General features: G+C 38.5%; 27 protein-coding genes and 1 other annotated feature. All 27 genes read left to right on the top strand.

Features of this window, described 5'->3' with window-relative positions:
• Positions 1–2: 2 nt before the first annotated feature.
• The 27 genes from FYJ79_RS01380 to ruvB all read left to right on the top strand — a co-directional run bounded on the left by FYJ79_RS01380 (position 3) and on the right by ruvB (position 25,658).
• A complete protein-coding gene (locus FYJ79_RS01380; protein WP_154514200.1) occupies positions 3–2,942 on the top strand; it encodes a chromosome segregation protein SMC in 2,940 nt (979 codons plus the stop codon).
• A gap of 12 nt (positions 2,943–2,954) precedes the next feature.
• Positions 2,955–3,935 (top strand): signal recognition particle-docking protein FtsY, encoded by a 981-nt coding sequence (gene ftsY / locus FYJ79_RS01385; RefSeq protein ID WP_154514201.1) that lies wholly within the window; start codon positions 2,955–2,957, stop codon positions 3,933–3,935.
• A gap of 2 nt (positions 3,936–3,937) precedes the next feature.
• On the top strand, positions 3,938–4,267 hold the full coding sequence (ylxM, locus tag FYJ79_RS01390) for a YlxM family DNA-binding protein (RefSeq protein WP_033162660.1): 330 nt from the start codon (positions 3,938–3,940) through the stop codon (positions 4,265–4,267).
• A 9-nt stretch (positions 4,268–4,276) separates the two neighbouring features.
• Positions 4,277–5,665, top strand: coding sequence for a signal recognition particle protein (gene ffh, locus FYJ79_RS01395; protein WP_154514202.1), 1,389 nt, complete (start codon positions 4,277–4,279; stop codon positions 5,663–5,665).
• 60 nt (positions 5,666–5,725) lie between these two features.
• Complete coding sequence (locus FYJ79_RS01400) at positions 5,726–7,000, top strand: dihydroorotase (RefSeq protein ID WP_154514203.1); 1,275 nt, start codon at positions 5,726–5,728, stop codon at positions 6,998–7,000.
• Positions 7,001–7,092: 92 nt separating this feature from the next.
• The gene (locus FYJ79_RS01405; protein ID WP_154514204.1) at positions 7,093–10,101 is read left to right on the top strand and encodes a glycoside hydrolase family 2 TIM barrel-domain containing protein; all 3,009 of its coding nucleotides are present in this window, start codon (positions 7,093–7,095) and stop codon (positions 10,099–10,101) included.
• Between the two features lie 74 nt (positions 10,102–10,175).
• A complete protein-coding gene (rpsP, locus tag FYJ79_RS01410) occupies positions 10,176–10,445 on the top strand; it encodes a 30S ribosomal protein S16 (RefSeq protein WP_154514205.1) in 270 nt (89 codons plus the stop codon).
• Positions 10,446–10,448: 3 nt separating this feature from the next.
• Complete coding sequence (locus FYJ79_RS01415; RefSeq protein WP_154514206.1) at positions 10,449–10,703, top strand: KH domain-containing protein; 255 nt, start codon at positions 10,449–10,451, stop codon at positions 10,701–10,703.
• A gap of 37 nt (positions 10,704–10,740) precedes the next feature.
• Complete coding sequence (gene rimM, locus FYJ79_RS01420; RefSeq protein WP_154514207.1) at positions 10,741–11,247, top strand: ribosome maturation factor RimM; 507 nt, start codon at positions 10,741–10,743, stop codon at positions 11,245–11,247.
• Positions 11,237–11,956, top strand: a complete 720-nt coding sequence (trmD, locus tag FYJ79_RS01425) for a tRNA (guanosine(37)-N1)-methyltransferase TrmD (RefSeq protein ID WP_154514208.1) — start codon at positions 11,237–11,239, stop codon at positions 11,954–11,956. Before rimM ends, trmD begins: the two co-directional genes overlap by 11 nt.
• 110 nt (positions 11,957–12,066) lie before the next feature.
• Positions 12,067–12,420: a 50S ribosomal protein L19 gene (gene rplS / locus FYJ79_RS01430; protein ID WP_154514209.1), complete on the top strand. Its 354-nt coding sequence runs from the start codon at positions 12,067–12,069 to the stop codon at positions 12,418–12,420.
• Between the two features lie 49 nt (positions 12,421–12,469).
• The gene (gene lepB, locus FYJ79_RS01435) at positions 12,470–12,958 is read left to right on the top strand and encodes a signal peptidase I (protein WP_154514210.1); all 489 of its coding nucleotides are present in this window, start codon (positions 12,470–12,472) and stop codon (positions 12,956–12,958) included.
• 9 nt (positions 12,959–12,967) lie between these two features.
• Positions 12,968–13,825 carry a ribosome biogenesis GTPase YlqF gene (gene ylqF / locus FYJ79_RS01440; protein WP_154514211.1) on the top strand — a complete coding sequence of 286 codons (858 nt, stop codon included), beginning with the start codon at positions 12,968–12,970 and terminating at the stop codon, positions 13,823–13,825.
• Entirely contained in the window at positions 13,818–14,450 is a 633-nt protein-coding gene (locus tag FYJ79_RS01445) for a ribonuclease HII (protein WP_154514212.1), read from the top strand. Before ylqF ends, FYJ79_RS01445 begins: the two co-directional genes overlap by 8 nt.
• A gap of 72 nt (positions 14,451–14,522) precedes the next feature.
• The gene (locus FYJ79_RS01450; RefSeq protein WP_154514213.1) at positions 14,523–15,368 is read left to right on the top strand and encodes an undecaprenyl-diphosphate phosphatase; all 846 of its coding nucleotides are present in this window, start codon (positions 14,523–14,525) and stop codon (positions 15,366–15,368) included.
• Between the two features lie 93 nt (positions 15,369–15,461).
• Positions 15,462–15,941, top strand: a complete 480-nt coding sequence (locus FYJ79_RS01455; protein ID WP_154514214.1) for a hypothetical protein — start codon at positions 15,462–15,464, stop codon at positions 15,939–15,941.
• Entirely contained in the window at positions 15,938–16,390 is a 453-nt protein-coding gene (locus FYJ79_RS01460; protein ID WP_154514215.1) for a hypothetical protein, read from the top strand. Before FYJ79_RS01455 ends, FYJ79_RS01460 begins: the two co-directional genes overlap by 4 nt.
• Positions 16,390–17,148 (top strand): DNA-processing protein DprA, encoded by a 759-nt coding sequence (gene dprA, locus FYJ79_RS01465; protein ID WP_154514216.1) that lies wholly within the window; start codon positions 16,390–16,392, stop codon positions 17,146–17,148. Before FYJ79_RS01460 ends, dprA begins: the two co-directional genes overlap by 1 nt.
• 57 nt (positions 17,149–17,205) lie before the next feature.
• Positions 17,206–19,311, top strand: coding sequence for a type I DNA topoisomerase (gene topA, locus FYJ79_RS01470; protein ID WP_154514217.1), 2,106 nt, complete (start codon positions 17,206–17,208; stop codon positions 19,309–19,311).
• Between the two features lie 80 nt (positions 19,312–19,391).
• Positions 19,392–20,690 carry a methylenetetrahydrofolate--tRNA-(uracil(54)-C(5))-methyltransferase (FADH(2)-oxidizing) TrmFO gene (gene trmFO, locus FYJ79_RS01475; protein ID WP_154514218.1) on the top strand — a complete coding sequence of 433 codons (1,299 nt, stop codon included), beginning with the start codon at positions 19,392–19,394 and terminating at the stop codon, positions 20,688–20,690.
• Positions 20,683–21,615, top strand: coding sequence for a site-specific tyrosine recombinase/integron integrase (xerA, locus tag FYJ79_RS01480; RefSeq protein WP_154514219.1), 933 nt, complete (start codon positions 20,683–20,685; stop codon positions 21,613–21,615). Before trmFO ends, xerA begins: the two co-directional genes overlap by 8 nt.
• A 37-nt stretch (positions 21,616–21,652) precedes the next feature.
• Positions 21,653–21,727: a sequence feature (ribosomal protein L21 leader region), on the top strand.
• 15 nt (positions 21,728–21,742) lie between these two features.
• Complete coding sequence (gene rplU, locus FYJ79_RS01485; RefSeq protein WP_033163825.1) at positions 21,743–22,051, top strand: 50S ribosomal protein L21; 309 nt, start codon at positions 21,743–21,745, stop codon at positions 22,049–22,051.
• Positions 22,052–22,053: 2 nt separating this feature from the next.
• Positions 22,054–22,371: a ribosomal-processing cysteine protease Prp gene (locus FYJ79_RS01490; protein WP_154514220.1), complete on the top strand. Its 318-nt coding sequence runs from the start codon at positions 22,054–22,056 to the stop codon at positions 22,369–22,371.
• A gap of 5 nt (positions 22,372–22,376) precedes the next feature.
• Positions 22,377–22,658 carry a 50S ribosomal protein L27 gene (gene rpmA / locus FYJ79_RS01495; protein ID WP_033163823.1) on the top strand — a complete coding sequence of 94 codons (282 nt, stop codon included), beginning with the start codon at positions 22,377–22,379 and terminating at the stop codon, positions 22,656–22,658.
• 56 nt (positions 22,659–22,714) lie between these two features.
• Positions 22,715–24,004, top strand: coding sequence for a GTPase ObgE (obgE, locus tag FYJ79_RS01500; protein ID WP_154514221.1), 1,290 nt, complete (start codon positions 22,715–22,717; stop codon positions 24,002–24,004).
• Positions 24,005–24,077: 73 nt separating this feature from the next.
• On the top strand, positions 24,078–24,653 hold the full coding sequence (gene ruvA / locus FYJ79_RS01505) for a Holliday junction branch migration protein RuvA (RefSeq protein WP_154514222.1): 576 nt from the start codon (positions 24,078–24,080) through the stop codon (positions 24,651–24,653).
• Positions 24,654–24,665: 12 nt separating this feature from the next.
• The gene (gene ruvB, locus FYJ79_RS01510) at positions 24,666–25,658 is read left to right on the top strand and encodes a Holliday junction branch migration DNA helicase RuvB (RefSeq protein WP_154514223.1); all 993 of its coding nucleotides are present in this window, start codon (positions 24,666–24,668) and stop codon (positions 25,656–25,658) included.

Consider the following 25,658-nt stretch of genomic DNA (forward strand, 5'->3'; position numbering starts at 1 on the left):
ATATGTATCTAAAAAGAGTAGAACTGCAGGGGTTCAAGTCTTTTGCGGATAAGAGTGTAATAGAATTTGAACCGGGTGTAACAGGCATTGTAGGGCCCAATGGCTGTGGAAAATCGAATATTACAGATGCAATACGCTGGGTACTTGGTGAAAAGAGTGCAAAGGCCATGCGTGGGGATACGATGACGGATGTCATTTTCTCTGGTTCAGAGGATCGTAAGCCTCTCAATATGGCGGAAGTGACTCTTGTCTTTGATAATGAAGATCATTATCTCGACAATGACAGTAATGAAGTGGAAATCACAAGACGTATTTATCGTGATGGTGGTGATGCTGAATATTATATTAATCGCCAGCAGTGCCGTTTAAAGGATATTACCGACCTTGTAATGGATACAGGGTTAGGGCGAGATTCATTATCAATTATCTCCCAGAACTCCATTAATGCCTTTGTTCAAAGTAAGCCAGAAGAGCGCCGTGGGATGTTTGAGGAGGCAGCCGGTGTTGCTCGCTATAAACAAAGAAAGAAGGAATCGGTCGCCAAGCTAGAGCGTACAACGACAAATCTTGAACGTGTAGAAGATATTGTCAATGAACTCGAACGCCAGCTTAATCCTTTGAAGCGCCAGAAAGAAAAAGCAGAAACCTATCTGTCATTAAAAGATCAGCTTCAGGAAATTGAAGTCAGTGTTCTTGTCAAAGAGATACAGACATTTACTGAAGAACTCAAAGTTGTTGATCAGGAATTAAAAAAGCTTGATGCTGATAAAGTACAGAATGAAGCCCAAATGACTCTAAATGAAGGCAAGAAAGAAGAATTAGAAGCAAAAATGTATCAGCTTGATCAGGAAGTCAATGACTTGCAAGGTCAACTCTTAGCAGCAATGAATAGAGTCAATGACTTGGAAATGCAGAAAGTTGAGATTGATGCTAATCGTAAACATATTCTTGAATCTACCAATAAAGAAGATCTTGCAGCAAAAATTGCGAATATGAAAGCGATGCTTCAGGATGCCTTAAGCGAATATAATGACCGTGTTGAACGATATAATGAAACAAAGAAAGAAAAAGAAGAACTTGATGAAAAAACACGTCAAAGTGATATTGCCCAAAACAACCAACGCAATAAGATAGAAAATATCAATATATCTTTACACCAACTACGTGCTACAAGAGCGCAAATTAAAGATCAGCTTGAAAATAAATCAGGCTTGTCCTATGGTGTACGTACGATTTTAAAAGCTGCTGATACACTAGCTGGCATTAGAGGTGTTGTTAGTGATTTGGTTGTGCCTAGTGAAGGCTATGAGAAGGCTGTTGGTGTATCTCTTGGTGGCAGTGCTCAGTTCATCGTCACGCTAAGCGAACATGATGCAAAAAATGCCATCAGTTATCTCAAACGCAATAAAGCAGGACGTGCGACATTCTTGCCTTTAGATGTCATCAAAGGGAGAACAATACGTAGCGATCTTGCCATGATTGCTAAAAACAGTGAAGGCTATTTAGGCGTTATGAGTGATTTTGTCACATATTCCCAAGATATCAAACAAATCGTTCTGAATTTGTTAGGACAGATTGTTGTAACGGATACCCTTGATCATGCGACCATCCTCTCGAAGAATATTCAGCATCGTCTCAAGGTTGTCACTTTAGCGGGGGATGTTGTTAATGTTGGTGGTTCGTTAACTGGTGGTAGTTTAAAAAATACCAACAATACATTTACTCATAAAGGAGAGCTAGAACGCATTGAAAAGCGAATTGGCGAGGAAGAAAATCATCTTCGCCAAGCGCGAATGGAATTGGCCCGTTTGGAAAATGAGGGACGTGAAATTCATCAAATGTTTTTACAAAAACAGGTATCATTTGCGAAACTGGAAGTTGTTGTTACGAATAAGATGAATGACTTGCAGGTAGCGAAAAGTGAATATGAAGCTCTCACCCATCAGTCTGCCAACCTAGAAGAACTTGAAGCGGATTCTGATGATAACAAGCTCTTGGATGAACTCAATGAAGCTAAGCGTAAACGTGATACATTGAAGGAAGAAATTCAATATAAACGTGATATGCGTATGCGTTATGTCAATGAAAATGATATGCTTTCTAATGAATTGCGTGAATTAAGAGCTTCACAAAGAGTCATTGAAAAAGCTATTACAGATCATCGCATTGCGAAAACAAAATATGAAACAGATATTCAAAATGCGCTTAACCGCCTCAATGAATCCTACCAGATGACCTATGATCATGCCTTGGAATTCTTAAATGAGGAAGTTAATCTTGAGCAGGCAAAAGAAACTGTACGCTCACTTAGAATGCGTATTGCCTCACTTGGCAATGTCAATCTTGATGCCATTAAAGAATATGAAGACGTTTCGTCACGTTATGAGACACTCAATAAGAATCGCATTGAATTACGTGAAGCCCAGGATGCCTTGATGAAAGCCATCAATGATATGGACCAGATCATGGTTGAACGTTTCTCAGAAACATTTGAGAAAATCAATACGGAATTCAATCGTGTCTTTCGATACCTGTTTGGTGGGGGCTATGCTCAGCTCAAATATACGGATCCGGACAATATATTAGAGACAGGCATTGACATTGAAGCCCAGCCACCTGGAAAAGCAGCTAAGCTCCATTCCTTCTCAGGGGGCGAAAATGCATTAATTGCCTTGAGCTGTCTCTTTGCGATGATGTCTGTAAGAACAGTGCCACTTTCTATTCTTGACGAAGTAGAAGCTGCTTTGGATCCAGCCAATGTCGAAAGATTTGCGAAGTACTTACAGGAATATTCTGACAAGACACAATTTATTGTCGTGACCCATCGTGAAGGAACAATGGCACAATGTGATTTACTGTATGGAGCAACAATGCAACAAAAAGGTGTGACAAAACTTGTCAGTGTAAAGTTTGAAGATGCCACCCAGATGGCGAGTGCTTAATGGAGGAGAAATATGGGATTTTTTAAGAGTATTAAAGAAGCCATTGTCGGTAAATCGGCAAAGACAAATGAAAAATATGTAGCGGGTCTAGATAAGTCATCAGAAACCTTTTCTTCACGTATGAATGCCTTGGCTGCTCGCTATCGTGAAATTGATGATGATTATTTTGAAGAGCTCGAAAACATCCTGATCATGAGTGATGTGGGTGTGAATATGGTGATGACGATTGTTGATGAAATTAAGAAGGAAGTGCGTCTTAATAATATCAAGGATCCTCGTGAAATTAATGAGATTATTGCGGATAAGATGTTTGTTATTTATGCCAATGATTCCATTATGACCACAAAGCTCAATTATGCCAAAGAAGGCTTAACTGTCATTTTGATGGTGGGTGTCAATGGAGCTGGCAAGACAACAACAATTGGGAAACTCGCCCATAAGATTATGGAAGAGGATCACAAGAAAGTCATGGTTGCTGCTGGTGATACGTTTAGAGCTGGGGCAATTGATCAGTTGGCTGTCTGGGCTGAACGATTAGGCATTGAATGTGTTACAGGTAAAGAAGGTGGTGATCCTTCATCGGTTATTTTTGATGGCCTGAAAAGAGCGAAAGAAGCTGGTGCGGATGTCTTGATTTGTGATACGGCTGGCCGCTTACAAAATAAAGTTGGCTTGATGAAAGAACTTGAAAAAATGAATCGTATTATTAAGCGTGAAGTCCCTGATGGACCTCAGGAAACCCTTCTTGTCATCGATGCAACAACTGGCCAGAATGGTGTCAATCAGGCTGTTGAATTCAGCAAGATTACTGATATTACAGGGATTGTCCTGACAAAAATGGATGGCACAGCTAAAGGCGGTATTGTGCTTTCCATTAAGGATATGTTGAATATTCCAGTGAAGTTTATTGGTCTAGGTGAAAAGATTGATGATTTACAGGAATTTGATCTTGAACAATATATTTATGGCTTATGTCATGACTTGATGGGGTAGGCATGGAAGATTTATTAGAGAAGAAAGAACATATTATTTTACTTCATGATATGTATGGAGATTTATTGACAGATAAACAGAATCAGTATATATCTTTATATTATGAAGAAGACTTGTCTTTAAGTGAGATTGCGGATGATTTACATGTCAGTAGAAATGCCGTCTATGATAATCTAAAAAGAGCAATTAAGCTAATGGAGAAGTATGAAGAAAAGCTTCATCTTTTAGAACGTCATCAAAAGCGTATGGCTTTGATTGATGAAATAGAAGAAGAAAATAAGAAGAAACATGAAGATATTGATGAATATCTTGAGATGTTGAGAAGACTATAGGAGGACATTATGGCTTTTGAATCATTATCGGATCGACTTCAAGAGTCTCTTAAGAAAATTAGAGGGCAATCCGTATTAACTGATGAAAATATGGAGGATATGCTAAGGGAGATTCGCTTAGCATTACTTGAAGCAGACGTTAACTTTAATGTAGTCAAAGAATTTATTGATCATACACGTGAAAAGGCTAAGGGACAAAATGTTGTTGGTTCATTAAAACCAGGACAGCTGGTAGTTAAAATCGTGCATGATGAATTAGTAGAATTACTAGGGACAGAAGTTTCTGAAATCAATGTTGATAAGAATCCAACAATCATTATGATGGTTGGTTTACAGGGTTCAGGTAAAACAACTTCAGCAGGTAAGATTGCGAAATATTTGCGTGATAAAAAAGGCAAGAAGCCATTAATGGTTGCAGCAGATATTTATCGTCCAGCAGCTGTTGAACAGTTAAAGACTCTAGGTGAAACATTGGATGTTCCTGTTTTTGCGAAGGGGACAGAAGTCTCAGCTGAAGAGATTGTGACGGAGGCTTTAGCATATGGTCGTGACAACAACAATGATGTCATCTTGATCGATACAGCCGGACGTTTACAAATTGATGAACGTTTGATGAAGGAGCTTGAAAATCTCAAAGCCATTGCTCATCCTGATGAAATTCTTTTAGTTGTGGATGCTTTAGCTGGTCAGGAAATTGCGAATGTTGCACAGAGCTTTAATGATCAGCTTGGGGTAACAGGTGCAGTGCTCACTAAGCTTGATGGTGATTCTCGAGGCGGTGGAGCAATCTCTATTCGTTATATGACAGGCGTACCTATTAAGTTTATTGGTACAGGTGAAAAGCTTGAAAATATTGATTTGTTCTATCCTGATCGTATGGCTGATCGTATCTTGGGCATGGGGGATGTTGTATCCTTGGTTGAAAAGGCTCAGGAAGTCTATGATGAGAAAGAAAGCATGAAGGCCATCACAAAAATGCAGAATGGGACTTTTGGCTTGGATGACATGCTTGTTCAGATGCACCAGTTGCAGAAAATGGGACCACTGTCAGGAATTCTCAAAATGATTCCAGGGATGCCTAAATTACCTAATTTCAGTGATGAGGATTCAGCAGCAAAGCTTAAGATTACGGAATCCATCATCTATTCCATGACTAAAGAAGAACGCCGTCATCCTGATATTATTACCTTAAAGCGTAAAGAAAGAATCGCTAAGGGATGTGGTATGGATGTAGCTGCTGTTAATCGTCTTTTAAAGCAGTTTGAAGAAAGCAAGAAGGTTATGAAGATGATGGGCAATATTGATCCTCGTACTGGAATGCCTGGTCGTCCAAAACAGAATCCTTATATTGGTAATCCAAATCGTAAGAAGGTTCGTAAAAAGAAAAAGAAGAAATAGTGTATGGGACGTGTTGTTACACGTCCTTTTTTGGTATGATAGCTTAGAGGTGATAAGAAAATGCTTTTAATCAAGAATGGACGTGTTATTGATCCAAAAACCAAAACAAATGCCCTGTTAGATCTATTGATTGATGATGGTAAAATCATCAAGATAGAAGAACATATTGAAGATGAAAATGCCGATATTATTGACGCCACAAATCTCATTGTCGCACCCGGTCTTATCGACAATCATGTACATTTTAGAGATCCAGGGTTTACTCATAAGGAAACCCTAGAAACAGGTGCTAATGCGGCTAAGGCAGGTGGCTTTACAACCGTCGTTTGCATGGGAAATACAAAGCCATGTGTGGATAATGTCGAAGTCCTAGAAGACATCCAGGAACGGGCCAAATACTTGCCTATTCATGTCCTGCAAGCTGCAAATGTGACTTTGGGAATGAAGGGTAAAGAACTTACTGATATGGTTGCATTAAAAGAAGCAGGAACAATTGGCTTTACTGATGATGGTGTTCCTATTAGAGACCCAAATGTAATGCTGGAAGCTATGCGTGTTGCAAAATCGCTTGATATGCCTATATCCCTTCATGAGGAAGATCCAGCACTTGTCGGCACGGCCGGTGTCAATGCAGGTCCTATTGCGGATAGTCTGCATATTGCCGGAGCAAGCCATTTGGCTGAAGAAACAATCACGGCAAGAGATTGTCTCTTGGCAAAAGAGACGGGTTGTCGTATCGATATCCAGCATCTTTCATCAGGAACGAGTGTGGATATTATTCGCTTTATGAAGAATTTAGGCGTTGATGTCTGGACGGAAGTCACGCCACAGCATCTTACGTTAACTGAGGAGGATGTTCTCACTTATGGTGCAAATGCGAAAATCAATCCCCCATTAAGAAGTGAAACAGATCGCATGAAATTGATTGAAGGCTTAGTTGATGGAACAATCGATATGATTGTCACTGATCATGCCCCACATGCCAAAGAAGAAAAAGATAAAGGTATTGTTCATGGCGCTCCATCAGGAATGATTGGCCTTGAAACATCACTAGCTCTTACTTTAACAGCTTTGGTTGAACCAGGATTTATGAAAGTAGAAGATGTGATTGAGAAAATGACTCTTAAGCCAGCTGAGTTCTACCATATGGATAAGGGAACAATCACAGTTGGTAAGGATGCGGATCTATGTATTTTTGATGAAAATGAACTGTGGACAATCAAAGATGAAGATTTTCATTCAAAGAGTCACAATTCACCATTTATTGGTCGAAGTGTCAAGGGCCGTGTTCGCTATACAATTTGTGGTGGTAAGATTGTCTACCAGCATCATTAAGAAGTCGCAAGAGCGGCTTTTTTACATTTAAGAAACCGTTTACAATATTTTAGTTTCCACTTATAATAATTTTATCAGATGGGAGGAAGAATATGTCTGAAGAAGATTTAAGCTATTTAGAGAATCCTGAGGTCTTTGGCATTAATGTCCTTAGACCAACAAGTAGTCATAACCATTATCACAATTATGAAGACTATAAGCATCATCAAGAGAGTTTTAAGCAGTCACTTAATGGTGAATGGCTTTTTAGCTATGCACCTAATCCAAGTGTGCGTAATAAAACTTTCTATAAGGCAGAAAATGTCGATTATCATGATTTTAAGACAATTAAGGTGCCAGGCCATATTGAGATGCAGGGCTATGGACAAATGCAGTATATTAATACGCTCTATCCCTGGGATGGACATGAATATTTAAGACCTCCGTATGTCAGTAAGACGGATAATCCTGTAGGAAGCTATATTTGTAATTTTACGATTAAGCCTCATTTAGCCAATAAACATATTATTTTACGCTTTGAAGGCGTTGAAAGTGCGATGAATGTTTATGTAAACGGACATTTCGTAGGTTATAGCGAAGATTCCTTTACGCCTAGTTCGTTCGATATCACACCCTATATACTTTCGGGCACCAATAAACTTGCCGTTGAAGTCTTCAAGCATTGTTCAGGGAGTTGGTTAGAAGATCAGGATATGTGGCGTTTCTTTGGTATCTTTAGAGAAGTGGCTTTATATGATCTACCAGAATGTTATGTCGAAGATGTCCGTGTGACAACACCTTTAAGTGATGAATATCGAAAGGCGAATGTCAATGTCGACCTGAAAATGATGGGAGAAGGCTATAATCTTGTAGCGAAACTTATGGACGACAACAATGTAATAGCCTCTTATGAGGGATGTGATACATCTTTCTCTTTTGATTTAGATCATCCTCGCTTATGGAGCAGTGAAGACCCTTATCTCTATAAGCTAGTTGTTGAAGTCTATCACAATAACGAACTCCTAGAAATTGTACCCGTTAATGTGGGCGTTAGAGAGTTTGCTATGCGTGATGGCATAATGCAGCTTAATGGAAAACGGATTGTCTTGAGAGGTGTGAATCGTCATGAATTTAGCTGTGAAAATGGTCGCGTTATCTCCCATGAGGAAATGCTTTATGATATACGTTTCATGAAACAACATAATATTAATGCTGTCCGTACATCACATTATCCTAATGTCAATGAATGGTATGACTTGTGTGATGAATATGGCATTTACTTAATTGATGAAACGAATATGGAATCCCATGGATCATGGCAGAAGCTTGGTCAGCTAGAGCCGAGCTGGAATATTCCTGGCAATCTTAAAGAATGGCAGGCTTGTGTGCTCAGTCGTGCAGAAAGCATGCTGGAGCGTGATAAGAATCATCCATGTGTTCTTATTTATAGCTGTGGCAATGAAAGCTATGCGGGCGAGGATATTGTCAACATGGCCAACTATTTCAGAAAAACTGATCCAACACGTCTTGTTCACTATGAAGGCTGTACTTGGAATCGCAACTATAGTGCAGCAACAGATATGGAAAGTAGAATGTATGCCAAGGCTAAGGATATTGAAGACTATCTCAAGAATGATCCCAAGAAGCCTTATATTAGCTGTGAGTATATGCATGCGATGGGCAATAGCTTAGGTGGCATGGAGAAATATATAGAATTAGAGGATCGATATGAAAAATATCAGGGTGGTTTTATCTGGGATTATATTGATCAGGCTATAAGTTATACAAATGATTTTAGTGAAAAGGTATTGGGCTATGGTGGTGACTTTGATGACCGTAATACGGACTATAACTTCTGTGGTGATGGGATTGTTTTCGCAAATCGTAAGCCATCACCTAAGGCTGATGAAGTCAAATATCAATATCAAGATATCATCTTGAATGTTGATGAAGCAGGAGTATCTATTCGCTCTAAACGTCTCTTTAAAGACACATCCGATCTCATTTTCCAATATCAGGCAATCCAAGGCAAAGATGTTATTCGAAAAGGACAGTTTGAAGCCATCGTTCAACCACAAGAAGAAATCTATGTGCCCGTTGATTTTGGGACATTCCATCCTGGGGAAGTCATTCTCACTGTAAGCGCACATTTAAAAGAAGAATCTTTATGGGCAGAGCAAGGCTTTGAGATTGCCTTTGGTCAATGCGTCTTAGGTCATTATAGCGATATGCCATATGTTGAGGAACCGCTTGTAGTCATACCTGGTGATGGCGATTTAGGCGTGAAATGTAAAGAATTTGAAGTTCTCTTCTCACAAGAAGGCTTATCGTCACTTAAATATCGTGGGAAGGAATATATGATGCGTGGACCACGTCCTGTCTTTATGCGTGCGACTACGGATAATGAAAGAGGTTATGCGCATCACTTTACAAGTAATATCTGGGCTGGTGCATCTAGCAATCAGGCGCTAACGAACATGCATTACAATATTGCCCAGGATCTCCATGAAGTCAGCATTACCTATGAGTATTCTGTTCTTGTCGAACCAAGAGTTCGGGTAGAACTGACTTACTATGTTCGCTCGCCAGGTATTGTACGGGTAAAATATCATTACTATGGACAGCCTCATTTACCAGAAGTTCCACTCTTTGGGACACTCTTTACTTTAAGTCACAAGCTGGATCATTTCAGCTATCTCGGTCGAGGACCTCATGAAAACTATGTTGATCGTAAAAAGGGAAGTCGCCTTGGCTTCTTTGAATCAACCGTAAAAGACAATCTGACGCCCTATCTTAAGCCACAGGCGTGTGGAAATCGTACAGATGTCCGTGAAGTTACGCTGTTAGATCGTGACCAGGATGGCTTGCGCTTTACCATGGTTGATGCACCTTTTGAATTCACAGCTCTGCCTTATAGCTGGCAGATGATGGATGTTGCTTTACATCAATATGAGCTACCAGAAAGAAGCTATTATACATATCTGACAATCATGAATAAACAAATGGGTGTTGGTGGCGATGATAGCTGGGGTGCACCAGTACTTGAAGAATATTGTCTTAAAGCAAGTGATGATCAGGAATATATCTTTGATATTATGCCTATTCATCAAGAAAAAGCTTAAGTGTTAAGTAAAAATACTTGACACTTAATATTCTTATGTTATACTTGGAATGCAACTTAAAGGAGGATATACACATGGCTGTAAAAATTAGATTAAAGAGAATGGGCGCTAAGAAAGCTCCTTTCTATAGAATTGTAGCTGCTGATTCAAGAGCACCAAGAGATGGTCGTTTCATTGCTCAGTTAGGTACATATGATCCAAGACAGAATCCTGCAAAAGTGACATTAGATAAGGAAGAAGTTTTAAACTGGTTATCAAAAGGTGCTCAGCCTTCAGATACAGTAAAGAACATCCTTTCTAAAGAAGGCGTCATGAAGGCATTCGCAGATTCAAAGAAGGCTTAGCCTATGGATTACGCTAAGACATTACATGATATTGCTGTAGAATTAGTTCATAATAAGGATCGCTTAGAAGTGAGAGAAATGCCTTCACTTGATGAAGATACATTAACTCTTGTCGTCTATGCTGATCATGAAGATATTGCCAGACTGATTGGCAGACATGGTATTATGGCGAATTCCATTAGAAGATTAATGAGTGTGCCAAGCCGTATGAACAATAAGCATTTAGATATCAAGTTTGAATCTTATGGTGAAGAATAAGGGATGTCAGTGACATCCCTTTTTATTTGAGGTGGATATGGAAAAGGTTAGAGTAGGTAAGATTGTGAATACATTTGGCATCCGTGGAGAATTAAAGGTGGATGCTTATACAGATTTTCCTGACGAAAGATTTCAAGTGGGCAATGCCCTTTTTGTACGTTTTCACAATGAAGATGTTGAATTAGAAATCAGTCGTCATCGTGTTCATAAAGGCTATGACTTGATGGCTTTTAAAGATTTAGAAAATATTAATTTTGTTGAAAAGTATAAGGGTTGTTTCCTTTATGCCTATCGTGATGAAAGCTTATTAGATGAAGATGAGCATTATATTTCTGATTATATTGGCTGTATGGTCTATAATTATGGCAAGGAACTTGGTAAAGTTGTACAGCTTAGAGACAATACATATCAGGATATTTTTGTCGTTGATTACAATGGTAAACAGATCCTTATTCCTAAAGTCGATGCGTTTGTCAAGAATATAGATGTTGATCAGAAACGTATTGATGTAGAATTGATTGCGGGGTTTATTGATGAAGATTGATATACTTTCGCTTTTTCCAGAAATGTTTGAAGGATTTCTACACACTTCAATTATCAAACGAGCGATAGATAAGGGTGTTGTTGAGATTGAAATCCATAACTTTCGTGATTTTGCCTTAGATAAGCATAAAAGCGTGGATGATACTCCCTATGGTGGTGGAGCGGGTATGGTTTTGAAGTGTCAGCCGTTACTGGATTGCTTAAAAACTGTAACTACTAAAGACTCTCTTGTCATTCTCATGTCACCACAGGGGATGACCCATACTCAGCGTTATGCTCAAGAGCTTTCTTTAGAAAAGCATCTTGTGATTATTTGTGGGCACTATGAAGGCTTTGATGAACGTATTAGAGATTATGTGGATGTTGAGTTATCGATTGGAGATTATGTTTTAACTGGCGGTGAACTTGGTAGCATGGTTGTCGCTGATAGCGTTGTTCGCTTATTGGAAGGGGCAATTAGAGAAAGTAGTCATGAAGACGATTCTTTTTCTAATGACCTCTTAGAATATCCCCAATATACAAAGCCCGCGGAATATGAAGGAAGTCGAGTTCCTGATGTATTGCTGAGTGGTCATCATGAGAATATTCGTAAATGGCGTCTCTATCAGTCACTCTTAAAAACCAAACGCAAGCGTCCTGATCTATTAGAAAAACATCATTTTACCGATGAAGAAATAGAAATGATGCATGAAATCAACAAAAATGATTGATTAAAGAGTGAGAAAGTGCTATTATATCACAGTCGTAAAGACGCAGAAGCTCCGCTGGTTATATACGAATGAGCTTTGAAGACATTATTTCTATAGGAGGAAGCATTATTATGAATATGCAGTTAGTTGACGAAATTACAAAGAGTCAGTTAAGAAGTGACGTTCCTACTTTTAAGCCAGGTGATACTTTAAAAGTATACGTTAAGATTCAGGAAGGTAATAAGACACGTTTACAGTTATTTGAAGGTGTCTGCATTGCAAGAAAAGGTAAGGGCATTGGTGAAACTTTCACTGTTAGAAAGATTTCTTACCAGGTAGGTGTTGAAAGAGTATTCCCTGTTCATTCACCAATCATTGATCATATCGAAGTAGCTAGAGTTGGTAAAGTACGTCGTGCTAAATTACACTACTTACGTGGTTTATCTGGTAAAGCTGCTAGAATCAAAGAAATTCGTCAGGACTAAGAAAGTGAATGGAGCTTGCCTCCATTCCTTTTTTTCTAGGAGGATATTTATGAAAAAGCACAAGAAGATTGTTGTGTTTTTGGTGATTGTTTTGTTGGGAAGTGTGATGTTGCGTTTAAATGTATTGCCTGTTTTAGTTGATGGGCGTTCAATGGAGCCGACCCTATATGATCATGATTATTATTTAAGTAATCGTAATTCTCTCAATCACTTGCAGCGTTTTGATGTTGTTGTTGCTTATAGTCGACAACTCAATGAAAATATCGTTAAGCGTGTGATCGGCATGCCAGGTGATAAAGTTACCTATAAAGAAAATAAGCTTTATATCAATGGAGACTATGTGAAAGAGCCCTTTCTTCATAACAGTATGACCAATGATTTTACAATTATATTGAAAAAGAATCAGTATTTCTTAATGGGAGATAATCGTATGAATTCTACGGATTCACGTGTTCTTGGACCTTTTCAGAAAAAAGATCTCAAAAGTAGAAATGGTGTGATTGTCTTTCCTGCTAAACATTTTAAAAAACTACAATAGGAGGCATGAATGGCACAATTACAATGGTATCCTGGGCATATGGCAAAAGCACAGCGAGAAATAGAAGGACGTTTGAAACTTGTGGATATGGTGATTGAACTTGTGGATGCAAGAGCACCTTTTTCCTCACGCAATCATACTTTTGATCGACTTTTAAAAAATAAGCCTCGTCTTGTCATTATGACAAAAAAGGATTTAGCTGATCCTGCATGTACCCAGACGTGGATACAAAAATTTGAAGAACGTGGCTATAAAGCTATAGCTGTTGATTTAAAACATTTTAAAGATACGAATAAAATCATTCAGTATTGTTTAGAGATCTTAAAAGACAAGCGTGAAAATGAAGCGCGTAAAGGCCTTAAGCCAAGAGCTATCAGAGCGATGATTGTCGGTGTTCCTAATGTTGGCAAGTCAACATTGATTAACGCTCTAGCTAAGCGTAAGGCGACTGTAACGGGCAATAAGCCAGGTGTTACAAAAGCCCAGCAAATTATCCGAGTCAATAAAGATTTTGAGCTTTTTGATACACCGGGTGTTTTACCACCTAAATATGATGATTTAGAAATTGCGAGAAATGTAGCACTTATTGGCTCTATCAAGCGCGATATCTTACCGCTTGATGAACTCTTTATTTATGCATTAAGCTATCTTAATAAGAATTATCCTGATGCCTTAAAGAATCGTTATCAGCTTACTTTTGATGAAAATGATAATTGGGTTCTTGATGCCTATGAACAGATCGCAAAAGTACGTCATTTGCCTTTATTGAAGGGCGAAATTGATTATGAGCGTGTACAAGATCTTTTCTTTAAGGATTTAAGTGATGGTGTCTTTGGTGGGATAACGTGGGAGAAGGCCAATGTGTGAGAGATTACAATATGAAAATGAAGCCTATCAAAAAGGATATCATTATATTATAGGCCTCGATGAAGCAGGACGTGGTCCTATGGCGGGTCCTCTTGTGGTTGGAGGAGTGATATTTCCTAAAGGTTTCTATGATGAACGGATTAATGATAGTAAGAAACTCACTGAAAAGAAGCGTGAAGTCCTTTACGATTTTATTATTGAAAAGGCTTTAGCGTATGATATTGAAGTAATATCGGTGGAAGAAGTTGATAAGCTCAATGTCTATGAAGCAAGTCGAACAGGTATGCGCCGAATTATTGAACGTATTGGTGTGAAGCCGGATTTTGCCCTGACGGATGCAATGCCATTAGGGGATGATGCCATTGATCATTTATCCATCATTAAAGGTGATGCAAAAAGCATGTCAATTGGTGGGGCAAGTATTCTTGCGAAAGTCACAAGAGATCGCATCATGAAGGAATATGCGAAGATCTATCCAGAATATGGCTTTGAAAAACATAAGGGCTATGTCACAAAAGCCCATAAAGAAGCATTGGCAAAATATGGTATTTGTCCTATTCATCGACGTTCTTTTAAGCCTGTACAGGATGTTCTTCATCAACAGCTTTCCCTCTTTGATGATTGATAAGGTACACATTTGATATTGAAAAAGCTGCTATTTATGGTATGGTTATAGTTGTTTGAGGGAGAAAAAGATATGCTTAAATATTTAATAAGTATTTTATTTGGTATTGTTGAAGGGATTACGGAATGGCTTCCTATCAGTTCGACAGGCCATATGATTTTATTGAATCAATTGATTCCACTTGAAAAACTGACTTCACCTAAATTCTATAGTATGTATGAAGTCGTGATTCAATTAGGAGCTATATTAGCGGTCGTAGTTATTTTCTGGAAGCAAATTTGGCCTTTTAGAAATGATCAGAAAGAAACAGGTTATAAGAGATTTGTGAACATGGATATTATTGATCTATGGTTGAAGATTCTTGTTGCCTGTATACCGGCAGCGATTATTGGGATTTTGTTTGATGATTGGATTGATGCCCACTTCTATAATTATTGGGTTGTCGCTATTGCTTTAATTGTCTTTGGTGTAGGTTTTATCATTATTGAAAATAAAAACAAAGACTTGAATCCAAAGATTCATTCATTAAAAACATTAAATGGTAAGACAGCTTTATTGATAGGTATTTTCCAGGTTATTGCCGCCGTATTCCCAGGTACATCACGTTCTGGAGCAACAATTTTAGGTGGTTTGATGCTTGGTGTTAGCCGTACAGTCGCCGCAGAATTTACCTTCTTTTTAGCGATACCTGTTATGTTTGGGGCAAGTTTATTAAAGATTGCTAAGTTTGGCCTGGCCTTTACTTCAACAGAACTCATGATCTTACTTGTTGGCTGTATTGTGGCCTTTGTGACAAGTATGATTGTTATTAAATTCTTGATGGGTTATATTAAGAAACATGATTTCAAGGTCTTTGGCTGGTATCGTATTGTTTTAGGGATCATTGTCTTAATCTATGGTCTTGTTACAACACTCTAAACATCTCTTTTGAGATGTTTTTTAATTATTTTAAAATTTAGGTGAGAAAAATGCCTTTTATTTGCATATATATAAGTAGGAGGTGTTTTTTTAATGGAGACAGAACTTTGCCACATTCACATTGATGATGATGGAACAATCACAATCAACCAAATGCAATCCCTCTTTTTGTCAGAAGGATATATTTTTCTTGCGAATGCCATGCTGGATATTATTCTACATGATGCATCTTTCAACATGAAAGAGCGTGCGCCTTCTATTAAACGCTTTATTGTATTTTATGATATATCTACCAGGGCTAATGTTCTACGTATTACACATCAATTAAGAGGGGATATCCTTAAAGATGTCGCTATTCATGATTTTGGCATTTTCACAAACGGCAGTATGCTTCAGTTCCCTTCATTTTTTCATGACTTAACTTGCCAACAACAAGCTCTCATACTCAGTATTTTATTAGGAACTTGTATGAGCGAGAAAGAAGCGCGCTGTATTGAGCTTGTTGCCAATGAACTGTATTTTGATGTTGTGAGAAGAGCCGATGCGCTCATATCGAGGGGGCTGAATTCATGAGGGTTGTTACGACGATTGAATTTAGTATGAAAATGGCATTAGATCATCAGGATGATGTTGATAAGAAGCGTCTCTATGATGACCTATATCATGAAGTTTTTCAGTTGTTTTGTGTTGAGGAGAACTATCATGTGGATACTTTTCTCAAGGGCTTTGAAGATGTGATGGAGGTGATGAAATTCACTGGTTTGATGGCGGAGTTTGGCCATAACTTTGGCATGTTTCCTTTACCGCCAAAAGTAGAGCTTGTTGAAGATGATGCCAAGACATATCGTTTTGTTTATGAAGAAGATCCTAAATTGACAGAACATATCGTTGTCTTAGCAATTATTCTTCATACCTATTTCACCCATCGGGAAATTGCCGAATTCTTTGGCTCTCTCATGTATCGGATTATTAGTATTATCGATCAAATGGATCAGGACTTGTTTCTTATGGGAGGTGTCTAATGGAGGAAATCTTGCTTTATTTTGCTCTGAAATACCAAGGCGATTTTCATGCCATCATGACAGCAATAGAGAATAAGGAACAAGTTGATAAAGATGAAGCGAAGGCACTAAAAGCAAGGCTTAAAGCACACTATCTGACCATCTTATCTCCACTCTATCCAACATCGCTTAAAAATATCCAATGTCCGCCCTTTGTTCTCTTCTACCATGGGCATATTGAATTTCTTAAAGAACCATCCATTGGTGTCATTGGCATGCGTCATCCTTCTGATTATGGTCTTTATGCAACAAATCATCTTGTCAAAGGACTTGTTGAACACAATCTGACAATTGTATCAGGAATGGCTATTGGTATTGATGGGGCAAGCCATCGAGCTGCGATACGTCATCATGGACATACGATTGCTGTATTGGGAGGAGGTATTGATTATATTTATCCAAAGAGTAATACAGATATCTATGAAATAATGAAAGATGAACATTTGATTATTTCTGAAATTCCTTATGATATTTTGCCCAAACGTACTGATTTTCCAAAACGCAATCGCATTATTGCTGGACTGTCTGACAATCTTTTGGTTGTCGAAGCCCAAGAAAAAAGTGGGACAATGATTACTGTAGGCTGTGCTCTTGAACAAGGTAAGGATGTGTTTGCTATACCGGGTAGAATCTATGATCATGGTGGCTGTAATATGTTGATTGGTCAAGGGGCAAAGCTTGTCAACAAGGTTGAAGATATCATTGAGGACATATATTAATGTTGACAATTTCAAGAATTATGATTAATAATAGAAAAACGTAAGGAGGTTTGGTGTATGAGCTCTCTTGTAATAGTCGAATCACCATCAAAATCGAAGACTATTGGAAAATATCTTGGTAAGGATTATGTGGTGACATCATCAAAAGGTCATATTCGCGATCTAGCCACTACTGGTAAAGGTGGCTTAGGCGTTGACGCTGAGAATGGATATGAGCCAAGTTATACAATAAATAAAGATAAGAAGAATGTTGTGAAGGAATTAAAACAATATGTTAAAGATGCGGATAAAGTCTATCTAGCGACCGACCCCGATCGTGAAGGAGAAGCCATCAGCTGGCATTTAGCACAAGTTCTTGGCATTCCAATGGATGAGGATAATCGTGTTGTCTTTCATGAAGTAACTAAGCGTGCGGTCACTGAGGCCTTAGAACATCCTCGTCAGATTGATCAGGATTTGGTGAAATCACAGGAAACAAGACGTGTGCTTGATCGTATCATTGGTTTTAAATTATCAAAGCTTTTACAGCGTAAGATCAAGAGTAAGTCAGCAGGACGTGTGCAATCAGTGGCACTAAGACTTATTTGCGAACGTGAAGAAGAAATCAATAAGTTTGTACCTGAAGAATATTGGAGTGTGCAGGCCCATTTTACTAAGGATGGGATGGACTTTACAGCTGATCTTTCGAAATATAAGAATAAGAAAATCAAGCTCTCTTCAGCGGAAGAAACAGATGCTGTCTACAAGGCATTAAATAAAGAATTTGTGATTGAAACGCTCAAGAAGACAGTTAAACGTAAAAATTCTAAAGCACCTTTTATCACATCAACCCTGCAGCAGGAAGCAAGTACAAAACTTGGCTTTAAGGCTAAACGTACAATGCAGGTTGCACAGTCACTTTATGAAGGGGTGGATATTGGTAGTGAAACTGTCGGTCTTATTACCTATATGCGTACTGATTCCATCCGTTTAGCACCTGAATTCATCAGTGCTGCTCATGACTATATTGAAGAAAAGTATGGTAAGCAATATCTTGGACGTGTTAAAGTTTCCAATAAGACAGAAAATGTTCAAGATGCGCATGAAGCAATTCGACCTACAGATATTACCCGTACGCCAGAATCAATCAAGAGTCATTTAAATACGGATCAGTTTAAATTATATTCTCTGATTTATGCGCGTGCCCTTGCCTCATTGATGTGTGCTGCTAAGGTTGATGCAACGAGTGTTGTACTTGATAATAATGACTATAAATTTAATGCATCAGGTTCACGTATTCAATTTGATGGCTATCTGAAAGTCTATGCTCCCTATGAAAAAAATAAAGACACATACTTGCCAGAGCTTGCCGAGGGAGAACTTCTTGAAAGCAAGAAGGTTGATAAAGAACAGCACTTTACAAATCCTCCAGCACGTTATTCGGAAGCTAAACTCATCAAGGAGCTTGAAGAATTAGGGATTGGTCGTCCATCGACTTATGCGACAATTATTGATACCATTGTAGCAAGAGAATATGTGGAAATGGTCGATAAGACTTTTAAACCTACAGAAAGCGGTATGTTGACAAATGAGAAGCTGGTGGAATACTTTGATCCTATTATCAATGTAGAATATACAGCACAGATGGAAAATGAACTTGATGAAATTGCGAATGGTGAAGATACATATCTGCATGCCATCACAACATTCGAAGATAAATTTGAACCATTGCTTGATAAAGCCAACAAGGAAATGGAAAAAGTCGAACCTAAGAAAACAGGTGAAAAATGTCCTGAATGTGGTGGCGATTTAGTTATTCGTAAAGGGCGTTATGGTGAGTTTGTCGCTTGTTCAAACTATCCTGAATGTAAATACATCAAAAAGGATCCAAATGACAGAACGGGCCAGCCAACAGGTGAAACATGTCCAAAGTGTGGTTCACCAATGATTTATAAACGTGGACGTTTTGGTGAATTTGAAGCTTGTTCCAATTATCCAACATGTAAGTATATCAAGAAAAAGCCACGCGAGGGTGATGAGCTGATTGGCAAGCCAACGGGTGATAAATGCCCTAATTGTGGTGCGGATGTTATTTGGAAAAGAGGACGTTTTGGCATGTTTAAGGCATGTTCAAACTATCCTGAATGTAAGACAATTATAAAGACACCAAAAGAGAAGAAATAAGGGGTATGCCAATCCATACCTCTTTTGTATTTCTTTTTGCGATTAAAGAAAAACATGTTATGATACAGGTGGTGATGAAAATGAAAAAAGTAAATGTTGTGGGAGGGGGACTTGCCGGTGTTGAAGCTGTACATCAGCTTGTAAGCGCAGGTATTGCTGTTGACCTCTATGAAATGCGACCTGTTAAAACAACTGGTGCACATAAAACAGATCAATTTGCGGAACTAGTTTGTTCTAACTCATTAAGAGCAGACGGTTTGAAGAATGCAGTGGGTGTTCTTAAGGAAGAAATGATGATGAATGATTCTATTATTATTCGTCAGGCTCGCTTGCATGCAGTTCCTGCTGGGGGATCATTGGCAGTCGATCGAGAAGGATTTTCAAAGGCTGTAACAAAGGAGATTTCTGAAAATCCTTTAGTTCATGTCATTCATGAAGAAGTGACAGATATACCTGAAGGTCCTACTATTATTGCTTCTGGTCCATTGACAAGTGCCACTTTATCGAAGAAAATTGGAAAATTGCTTGGACAAGAGGAATATTTTTATTTTTATGATGCGGCTGCACCGATTATTGAATTGGATTCAATTGATTTAAATAAAGCTTATTTTAAGAGTCGCTATGATAAAGGAGAGGCGGAATATATCAATTGTCCAATGACAAAAGAAGAGTTTGAGGCATTCTATGATGCTTTGATTCATGCTGAAGTCGTTAAGCCACATGATGGGGAAGAAAAATTCTTTGAAGGCTGTATGCCTTTTGAGGAGATTGCACGTCGTGGCGAACAGACATTGCTTTTTGGCCCAATGAAGCCTGTTGGTTTAGAACATGATGGCCAGCGTCCTTATGCGGTTGTTCAGTTGCGTCAGGATAATGCTGTTGGGACGCTTTATAATATAGTTGGCTTCCAGACACATTTAAAATGGGGTGAACAGGAACGTATTATTCATATGATTCCAGGATTAGAAAATGCGAAGATTGTACGATATGGTGTCATGCATCGTAATTCCTTTCTCAATTCACCACTTTACCTTAAACAGACTTATCAATATAAAGATCGTGATGATTTATTTTTTGCGGGACAGATGACAGGTGTTGAAGGGTATGTGGAAAGTGCGCAGAGTGGTCTTGTTGCAGGAAAGAATATGGTAAGATTGCTCAAAGGGCAGGAACCTGTTGTCTTTCCAAGAGAAACGGTGATGGGGGCATTAAGTTACTATATCACCCATGCCTCAGCGACAAACTTTCAGCCTATGAAAGCTAATTTTGGCATATTACCGGACCTAGTTCCACAAGTGAAAAAGAAGGAAAAGAAAGAAGCCTATGCCTCTAGAGCTATTCAAACGATGCAATCTTTCCTAGCTGAAATCAATGGATAAACAACGGGATGCATTTCTTGATTATTTGACTTATCAGAAACACTATTCCCTTTTAACAGTTGCCTCTTATCAACGAGAGATTAATGACTTTATCATCTATTTAAGACAAGAATCTTATCAGAGCTTTCAGGAATGTGATTATGCCTTGATTAGAAGTTATCTTGTCACGTTAAATAAAAGGCATTTATCGCATAATTCTATTAATCATAAGCTTTCTAGCTTACGTTCATTTTATAAATTTCTTGTGCGACAGGGATATGTAGATGATAATCCGTTCCTACTCGTTAATGCTTTAAAGACAGGTTTGCGAAACCCTGATTTTCTCTTTATTGATGATATGTTAGGGTTGTTGGATTCTATTCATATAGATAGTGATTTGGGGATGCGCAATAAAGCTATGCTTGAATTGATGTATGCAAGCGGACTGCGTGTAAGTGAGGTAGTTCATCTCACTTTGGATCATATTGATTTTTCCCATCAAATGCTTTTTATTCATGGTAAAGGAAATAAAGATCGTTATGTGCCTTTTCATGATGAGGCTAAAAAATGGCTTGTAGAATATATTAATCATGCCCGTATTGAACTCATGAGTACGACGCATCAGGATCATGACTTTGTTTTTGTCAATAAGCGGGGAGGCCAGCTGACCAATCGAGGGGTAGAAGATATAGTGAATCGCTGTATGCGTGATTATGATCCAACACGTAAGATCCATCCCCATACAATTCGTCATTCTTTTGCGACACATCTTCTTGATGCAGGGATGGATATTCGCGTAGTGCAGGAGCTTTTAGGCCATGCATCATTATCAACAACGCAGATTTATACCCACGTTACCCAGGAGAAACTCATTGAAGTCTACAATAAATCCTGTCCTCGACAAGCGATGGAAAGACTTGAAGAAAAGAAAAAAAGTGTTGACTGAAACAAGGCAAAATGATATATTCAACAGTGTTGTAGACCTCTAGCTACAACCGCACATAAAAGGTATTAAATGTACGAATGTACTGCCTCGGTTGGCGAGTCTAAGAATACAAAAAGGAGGTACTTGAATGTACGCAGTTATTGAAACAGGTGGAAAACAGTTAAAAGTTGAAGCCGGTGACACTATTTTCGTTGAAAAGTTAGATGTTGAAGAAGGTACTGAATATACTTTCGATAAGGTTTTATTTGTAGGTGGCGAAAGCACTAAGATTGGTGCTCCTTATGTTGAAGGTGCTACAGTTACAGCTGATGTTGTAGCTCAGGGTAAGGAAAAGAAAGTTACTGTTTACAAGTATGAACCAAAGAAACATTATCACAAGAAACAGGGTCATAGACAGCCTTTCACAAAGTTAACAGTTAAAGCTATTAACGCTTAATTATGATTAAAGTAAAACTTGCTTATCACGATGGGGCACTGACTTATATAAAAGTGAGTGGTCATGCGAATAGTGATGAGTATGGAAAAGATCTTGTTTGCGCAGGTGTATCCACAATTATTGTGGGGGTTTATAATACGCTTGAGAAGCTTGGAATGTTGGAAATAGGCACATTCAAAGTTAAAGAAGGTCTTGCAGAGTTTACCATTCATAAGATTACAAGAGAGTCGCAATTGATACTAGAGACTTTAGTGACAACTCTTGAAACAATCGAAATGTCCTATGGAGATTTCATTCAAATTCAAAAGATGGAGGAATAATCATCATGTTAAAGTTAAATTTACAGTTATTCGCTTCTAAAAAAGGTGTAGGTTCTACAAAGAACGGTCGTGATTCTGAATCTAAACGTTTAGGAGCTAAATTATCTGACGGACAGACTTGTACTGCAGGTTCTATTATCTACAGACAGAGAGGTACTAAGATTTTACCTGGTAATAATGTAGGTAGAGGCGGAGATGACACATTATTCGCAAAGGTTGATGGTGTCGTTAAGTACGAAAGAGTCGGCAAGAAAAAGAAACAGGTTTCTGTTTATCCAGTAGCTTAAGACTTTAGGAAGGAATCCCAATGGGATTCCTTTTTTCGAGAAATAGAGGTGAAGATATGAATTTTATTGATAAAGCAGTCATAGATGTCACGTCTGGTAAGGGCGGTGACGGTGTTGTTGCTTTTAGACGAGAAGCGCATGTTCCAAAAGGTGGCCCTTCTGGGGGCGATGGTGGCCGTGGCGGCAGTATTGTCTTTGAAGCAACAAACAGTTTATCCACATTGCTGGACTTAAGATATAATAAACATTATGCAGCCAAAGCTGGACAAAATGGCATGGCGAAGAAAATGCATGGCGCTAATGCACAGGATCTTATTATCAAGGTTCCTGTTGGCACATGTATTTATAACAATGTCAATGGCAAGCTGATGGCCGATTTAACAGAAGATCATCAGCAGGTTGTGATTGCGAAAGGTGGACGTGGTGGACGTGGTAATACACGTTTTGCCTCAAGTAAAAACCCAGCCCCTACAATTTGTGAGAAGGGTGAACCGGGCTTATCCTATGAATTACGCGTGGAATTAAAGCTCTTAGCAGATGTTGGTCTTGTGGGATTCCCAAGTGTAGGTAAATCGACATTCTTATCGGTTGTCTCACGTGCACGTCCTGAAATAGCTGATTACCATTTCACAACTATCATTCCTAATTTAGGCGTTGTACAGGTTCCTGATGGACGTTCCTTTGTCATGGCGGATTTACCGGGCTTGATTGAAGGTGCATCACAAGGTAAGGGATTAGGTCATCAGTTCTTAAGACATATTGAAAGATGTCGTGTTATCGTTCATATCATCGATATGGCTGGTAGTGAAGGACGCGATCCTTATGAAGATTATTGTACAATTAACAAGGAACTATCTGAATATCAGTATCATCTTTTAGATCGTCCTCAGATTGTTGTTGCGAATAAGATGGATTTAGATGGTGCCGAGGAAAATCTAGAAGCATTTAAAGAGAAGGTTGGCGAGGATGTGAAAGTCTTCCCTATGATAGCTCCTATTCATGAAGGTATTGATCAGGCGCTCTATGCGATTGCAGATGCATTAGATAAAGCTCCAATTACATCACTTTACGATGAAGAAGGCGAAGAAGATAGCGTTCTTTATACATATGAACCTGGCGATGAGAATGCTTTCGAAATTGCCAATTTGGGGAATGGCGTATGGGAAGTGACTGGCGAACGTGTTGAAAGAGCAGTTCAGATGGCATCATTGAATACTGATGATGGCTTCAAGAACTTTGCGATTAAGATGCGTAATTATGGTGTCGATGAAGCATTAAGAGCTGCTGGATGCCAGGATGGCGATCTAGTACGTATTCTTGATTTTGAATTCCAGTTTATGAATTAAAAGTATGGCTAAATGTCATACTTTTTCTCTATTTTATGGTACAATACTTCTTGTTTGTTAGAGGAGTTCATATATGTATAGCTATATTAAAGGTATCATTGTTGAAATGCATACGGATCATATTATTATAGAAAATAATGGAATAGGTTATCTTGTTTACGTTCCTAATCCGTATACATTCAGCAAAGGTGAGAATACGACTGTCTATATTTATCAATCTATTAGTGAAAATGATGTGCGTCTTTATGGCTTTAAAGAAGCAAAACAAAAAGATTTATTCTTGATGCTTATTAAAGTCAAAGGTATTGGTCCTAAGAGTGCAACAGCTATTTTAGCGAGTGGTGATGTCAATGAGATTATTGATGCAATCGAAAATAATAATTTGAAATACTTAAAATCATTCCCTGGTATAGGACCTAAGGCAGCTAGTCAGATGGTTCTTGATCTTAAAGGGAAGTTTGATGGTGAGACACGCTTGGAAGCGATGCGTGAAGATGTTTCACAGGATTATGAAGATGCAATTGAAGTATTGATTGCGTTAGGCTATAAAGACAGTGATGTGAATAAGGCCATGAAGGCATTAGTCAAACAAAAGCTTGATACAAATGGATATGTCAAGGAAGCATTAAAAATATTGAGTTTTAAATAAAGGGGGAGTTACATGGATCGTGATATATTAGATGTTGAAGAACATGATGAAGATGAAGAAAGCCAGTTAAGACCACATTCCTTTGAACAGTATATTGGTCAGGAAGACTTGAAGAAGAATCTTAAAGTCTTTGTGACAGCGGCAAAAATGCGTGATGAGTCACTAGATCATGTCTTGCTTTATGGCCCACCTGGTTTAGGGAAAACGACAATGAGTATGATCATTGCGAATGAAATGGGCACCCATATCCGTGTCACTTCCGGCCCTTCAATTGATAAAACGGGGGATTTAGTAGCCATACTGACAGCTCTTGAACCTGGTGATGTCCTCTTCATCGATGAAATTCATCGTTTAAACAAGGTTGTTGAGGAAGTGCTTTATCCAGCAATGGAAGATTATTGTGTTGATGTCATTATTGGAAAAGATCAATCAGCTCGATCCATCCGTATAGATTTACCACCATTTACCTTGGTTGGTGCAACAACAAGAATGGGGGATATTTCTGCTCCCCTTAGAGATCGTTTTGGCATTATTGGCAAGCTTGATTATTATAAGGATGATGAGCTTCAAGAAATCATCAGTCGTACTTCGAAAGTCTATGGTATGGATATTGCTGATGATGCAAGAAGTGAACTTGCGAAAAGAAGTCGTGGGACACCGCGTATTGCCAATAGGCTTTTTAGACGTGTAAGAGATTTTTCTATGTTTTATGGGGAGAAAGTGATTTCCTTAGAACGTACGAAAGAAGCATTGGATAATTTGAAGGTTGATGATTTGGGTCTGGATCATGTTGACCATAAATACTTGCTTGGCATTATCGAACGCTATCGTGGGGGACCAGTTGGATTGAACGCTTTAGCAGCGAGTATTGGAGAGGAACCTAATACATTAGAAGATGTCTGTGAGCCTTATTTACTACAAAAAGGCTTAATCAGACGAACAGCGAAAGGACGTGTCGCAACAGATCTTGCTTATCGTCATTTCCATATTGAGAGGGAGTTTTAA

This window comes from Sharpea porci, assembly GCF_009695655.1.
Classification (GTDB): domain Bacteria; phylum Bacillota_I; class Bacilli_A; order Erysipelotrichales; family Coprobacillaceae; genus Sharpea; species Sharpea porci.

Coding starts and splice junctions, on each gene's coding strand:
- FYJ79_RS01380 (WP_154514200.1), top strand. CDS start 3: ATGTATCTAAAAAGAGTAGAACTGCAGGGGTTCAAGTCTTTTGCGGAT.
- ftsY (WP_154514201.1), top strand. CDS start 2,955: ATGGGATTTTTTAAGAGTATTAAAGAAGCCATTGTCGGTAAATCGGCA.
- ylxM (WP_033162660.1), top strand. CDS start 3,938: ATGGAAGATTTATTAGAGAAGAAAGAACATATTATTTTACTTCATGAT.
- ffh (WP_154514202.1), top strand. CDS start 4,277: ATGGCTTTTGAATCATTATCGGATCGACTTCAAGAGTCTCTTAAGAAA.
- FYJ79_RS01400 (WP_154514203.1), top strand. CDS start 5,726: ATGCTTTTAATCAAGAATGGACGTGTTATTGATCCAAAAACCAAAACA.
- FYJ79_RS01405 (WP_154514204.1), top strand. CDS start 7,093: ATGTCTGAAGAAGATTTAAGCTATTTAGAGAATCCTGAGGTCTTTGGC.
- rpsP (WP_154514205.1), top strand. CDS start 10,176: ATGGCTGTAAAAATTAGATTAAAGAGAATGGGCGCTAAGAAAGCTCCT.
- FYJ79_RS01415 (WP_154514206.1), top strand. CDS start 10,449: ATGGATTACGCTAAGACATTACATGATATTGCTGTAGAATTAGTTCAT.
- rimM (WP_154514207.1), top strand. CDS start 10,741: ATGGAAAAGGTTAGAGTAGGTAAGATTGTGAATACATTTGGCATCCGT.
- trmD (WP_154514208.1), top strand. CDS start 11,237: ATGAAGATTGATATACTTTCGCTTTTTCCAGAAATGTTTGAAGGATTT.
- rplS (WP_154514209.1), top strand. CDS start 12,067: ATGAATATGCAGTTAGTTGACGAAATTACAAAGAGTCAGTTAAGAAGT.
- lepB (WP_154514210.1), top strand. CDS start 12,470: ATGAAAAAGCACAAGAAGATTGTTGTGTTTTTGGTGATTGTTTTGTTG.
- ylqF (WP_154514211.1), top strand. CDS start 12,968: ATGGCACAATTACAATGGTATCCTGGGCATATGGCAAAAGCACAGCGA.
- FYJ79_RS01445 (WP_154514212.1), top strand. CDS start 13,818: ATGTGTGAGAGATTACAATATGAAAATGAAGCCTATCAAAAAGGATAT.
- FYJ79_RS01450 (WP_154514213.1), top strand. CDS start 14,523: ATGCTTAAATATTTAATAAGTATTTTATTTGGTATTGTTGAAGGGATT.
- FYJ79_RS01455 (WP_154514214.1), top strand. CDS start 15,462: ATGGAGACAGAACTTTGCCACATTCACATTGATGATGATGGAACAATC.
- FYJ79_RS01460 (WP_154514215.1), top strand. CDS start 15,938: ATGAGGGTTGTTACGACGATTGAATTTAGTATGAAAATGGCATTAGAT.
- dprA (WP_154514216.1), top strand. CDS start 16,390: ATGGAGGAAATCTTGCTTTATTTTGCTCTGAAATACCAAGGCGATTTT.
- topA (WP_154514217.1), top strand. CDS start 17,206: ATGAGCTCTCTTGTAATAGTCGAATCACCATCAAAATCGAAGACTATT.
- trmFO (WP_154514218.1), top strand. CDS start 19,392: ATGAAAAAAGTAAATGTTGTGGGAGGGGGACTTGCCGGTGTTGAAGCT.
- xerA (WP_154514219.1), top strand. CDS start 20,683: ATGGATAAACAACGGGATGCATTTCTTGATTATTTGACTTATCAGAAA.
- rplU (WP_033163825.1), top strand. CDS start 21,743: ATGTACGCAGTTATTGAAACAGGTGGAAAACAGTTAAAAGTTGAAGCC.
- FYJ79_RS01490 (WP_154514220.1), top strand. CDS start 22,054: ATGATTAAAGTAAAACTTGCTTATCACGATGGGGCACTGACTTATATA.
- rpmA (WP_033163823.1), top strand. CDS start 22,377: ATGTTAAAGTTAAATTTACAGTTATTCGCTTCTAAAAAAGGTGTAGGT.
- obgE (WP_154514221.1), top strand. CDS start 22,715: ATGAATTTTATTGATAAAGCAGTCATAGATGTCACGTCTGGTAAGGGC.
- ruvA (WP_154514222.1), top strand. CDS start 24,078: ATGTATAGCTATATTAAAGGTATCATTGTTGAAATGCATACGGATCAT.
- ruvB (WP_154514223.1), top strand. CDS start 24,666: ATGGATCGTGATATATTAGATGTTGAAGAACATGATGAAGATGAAGAA.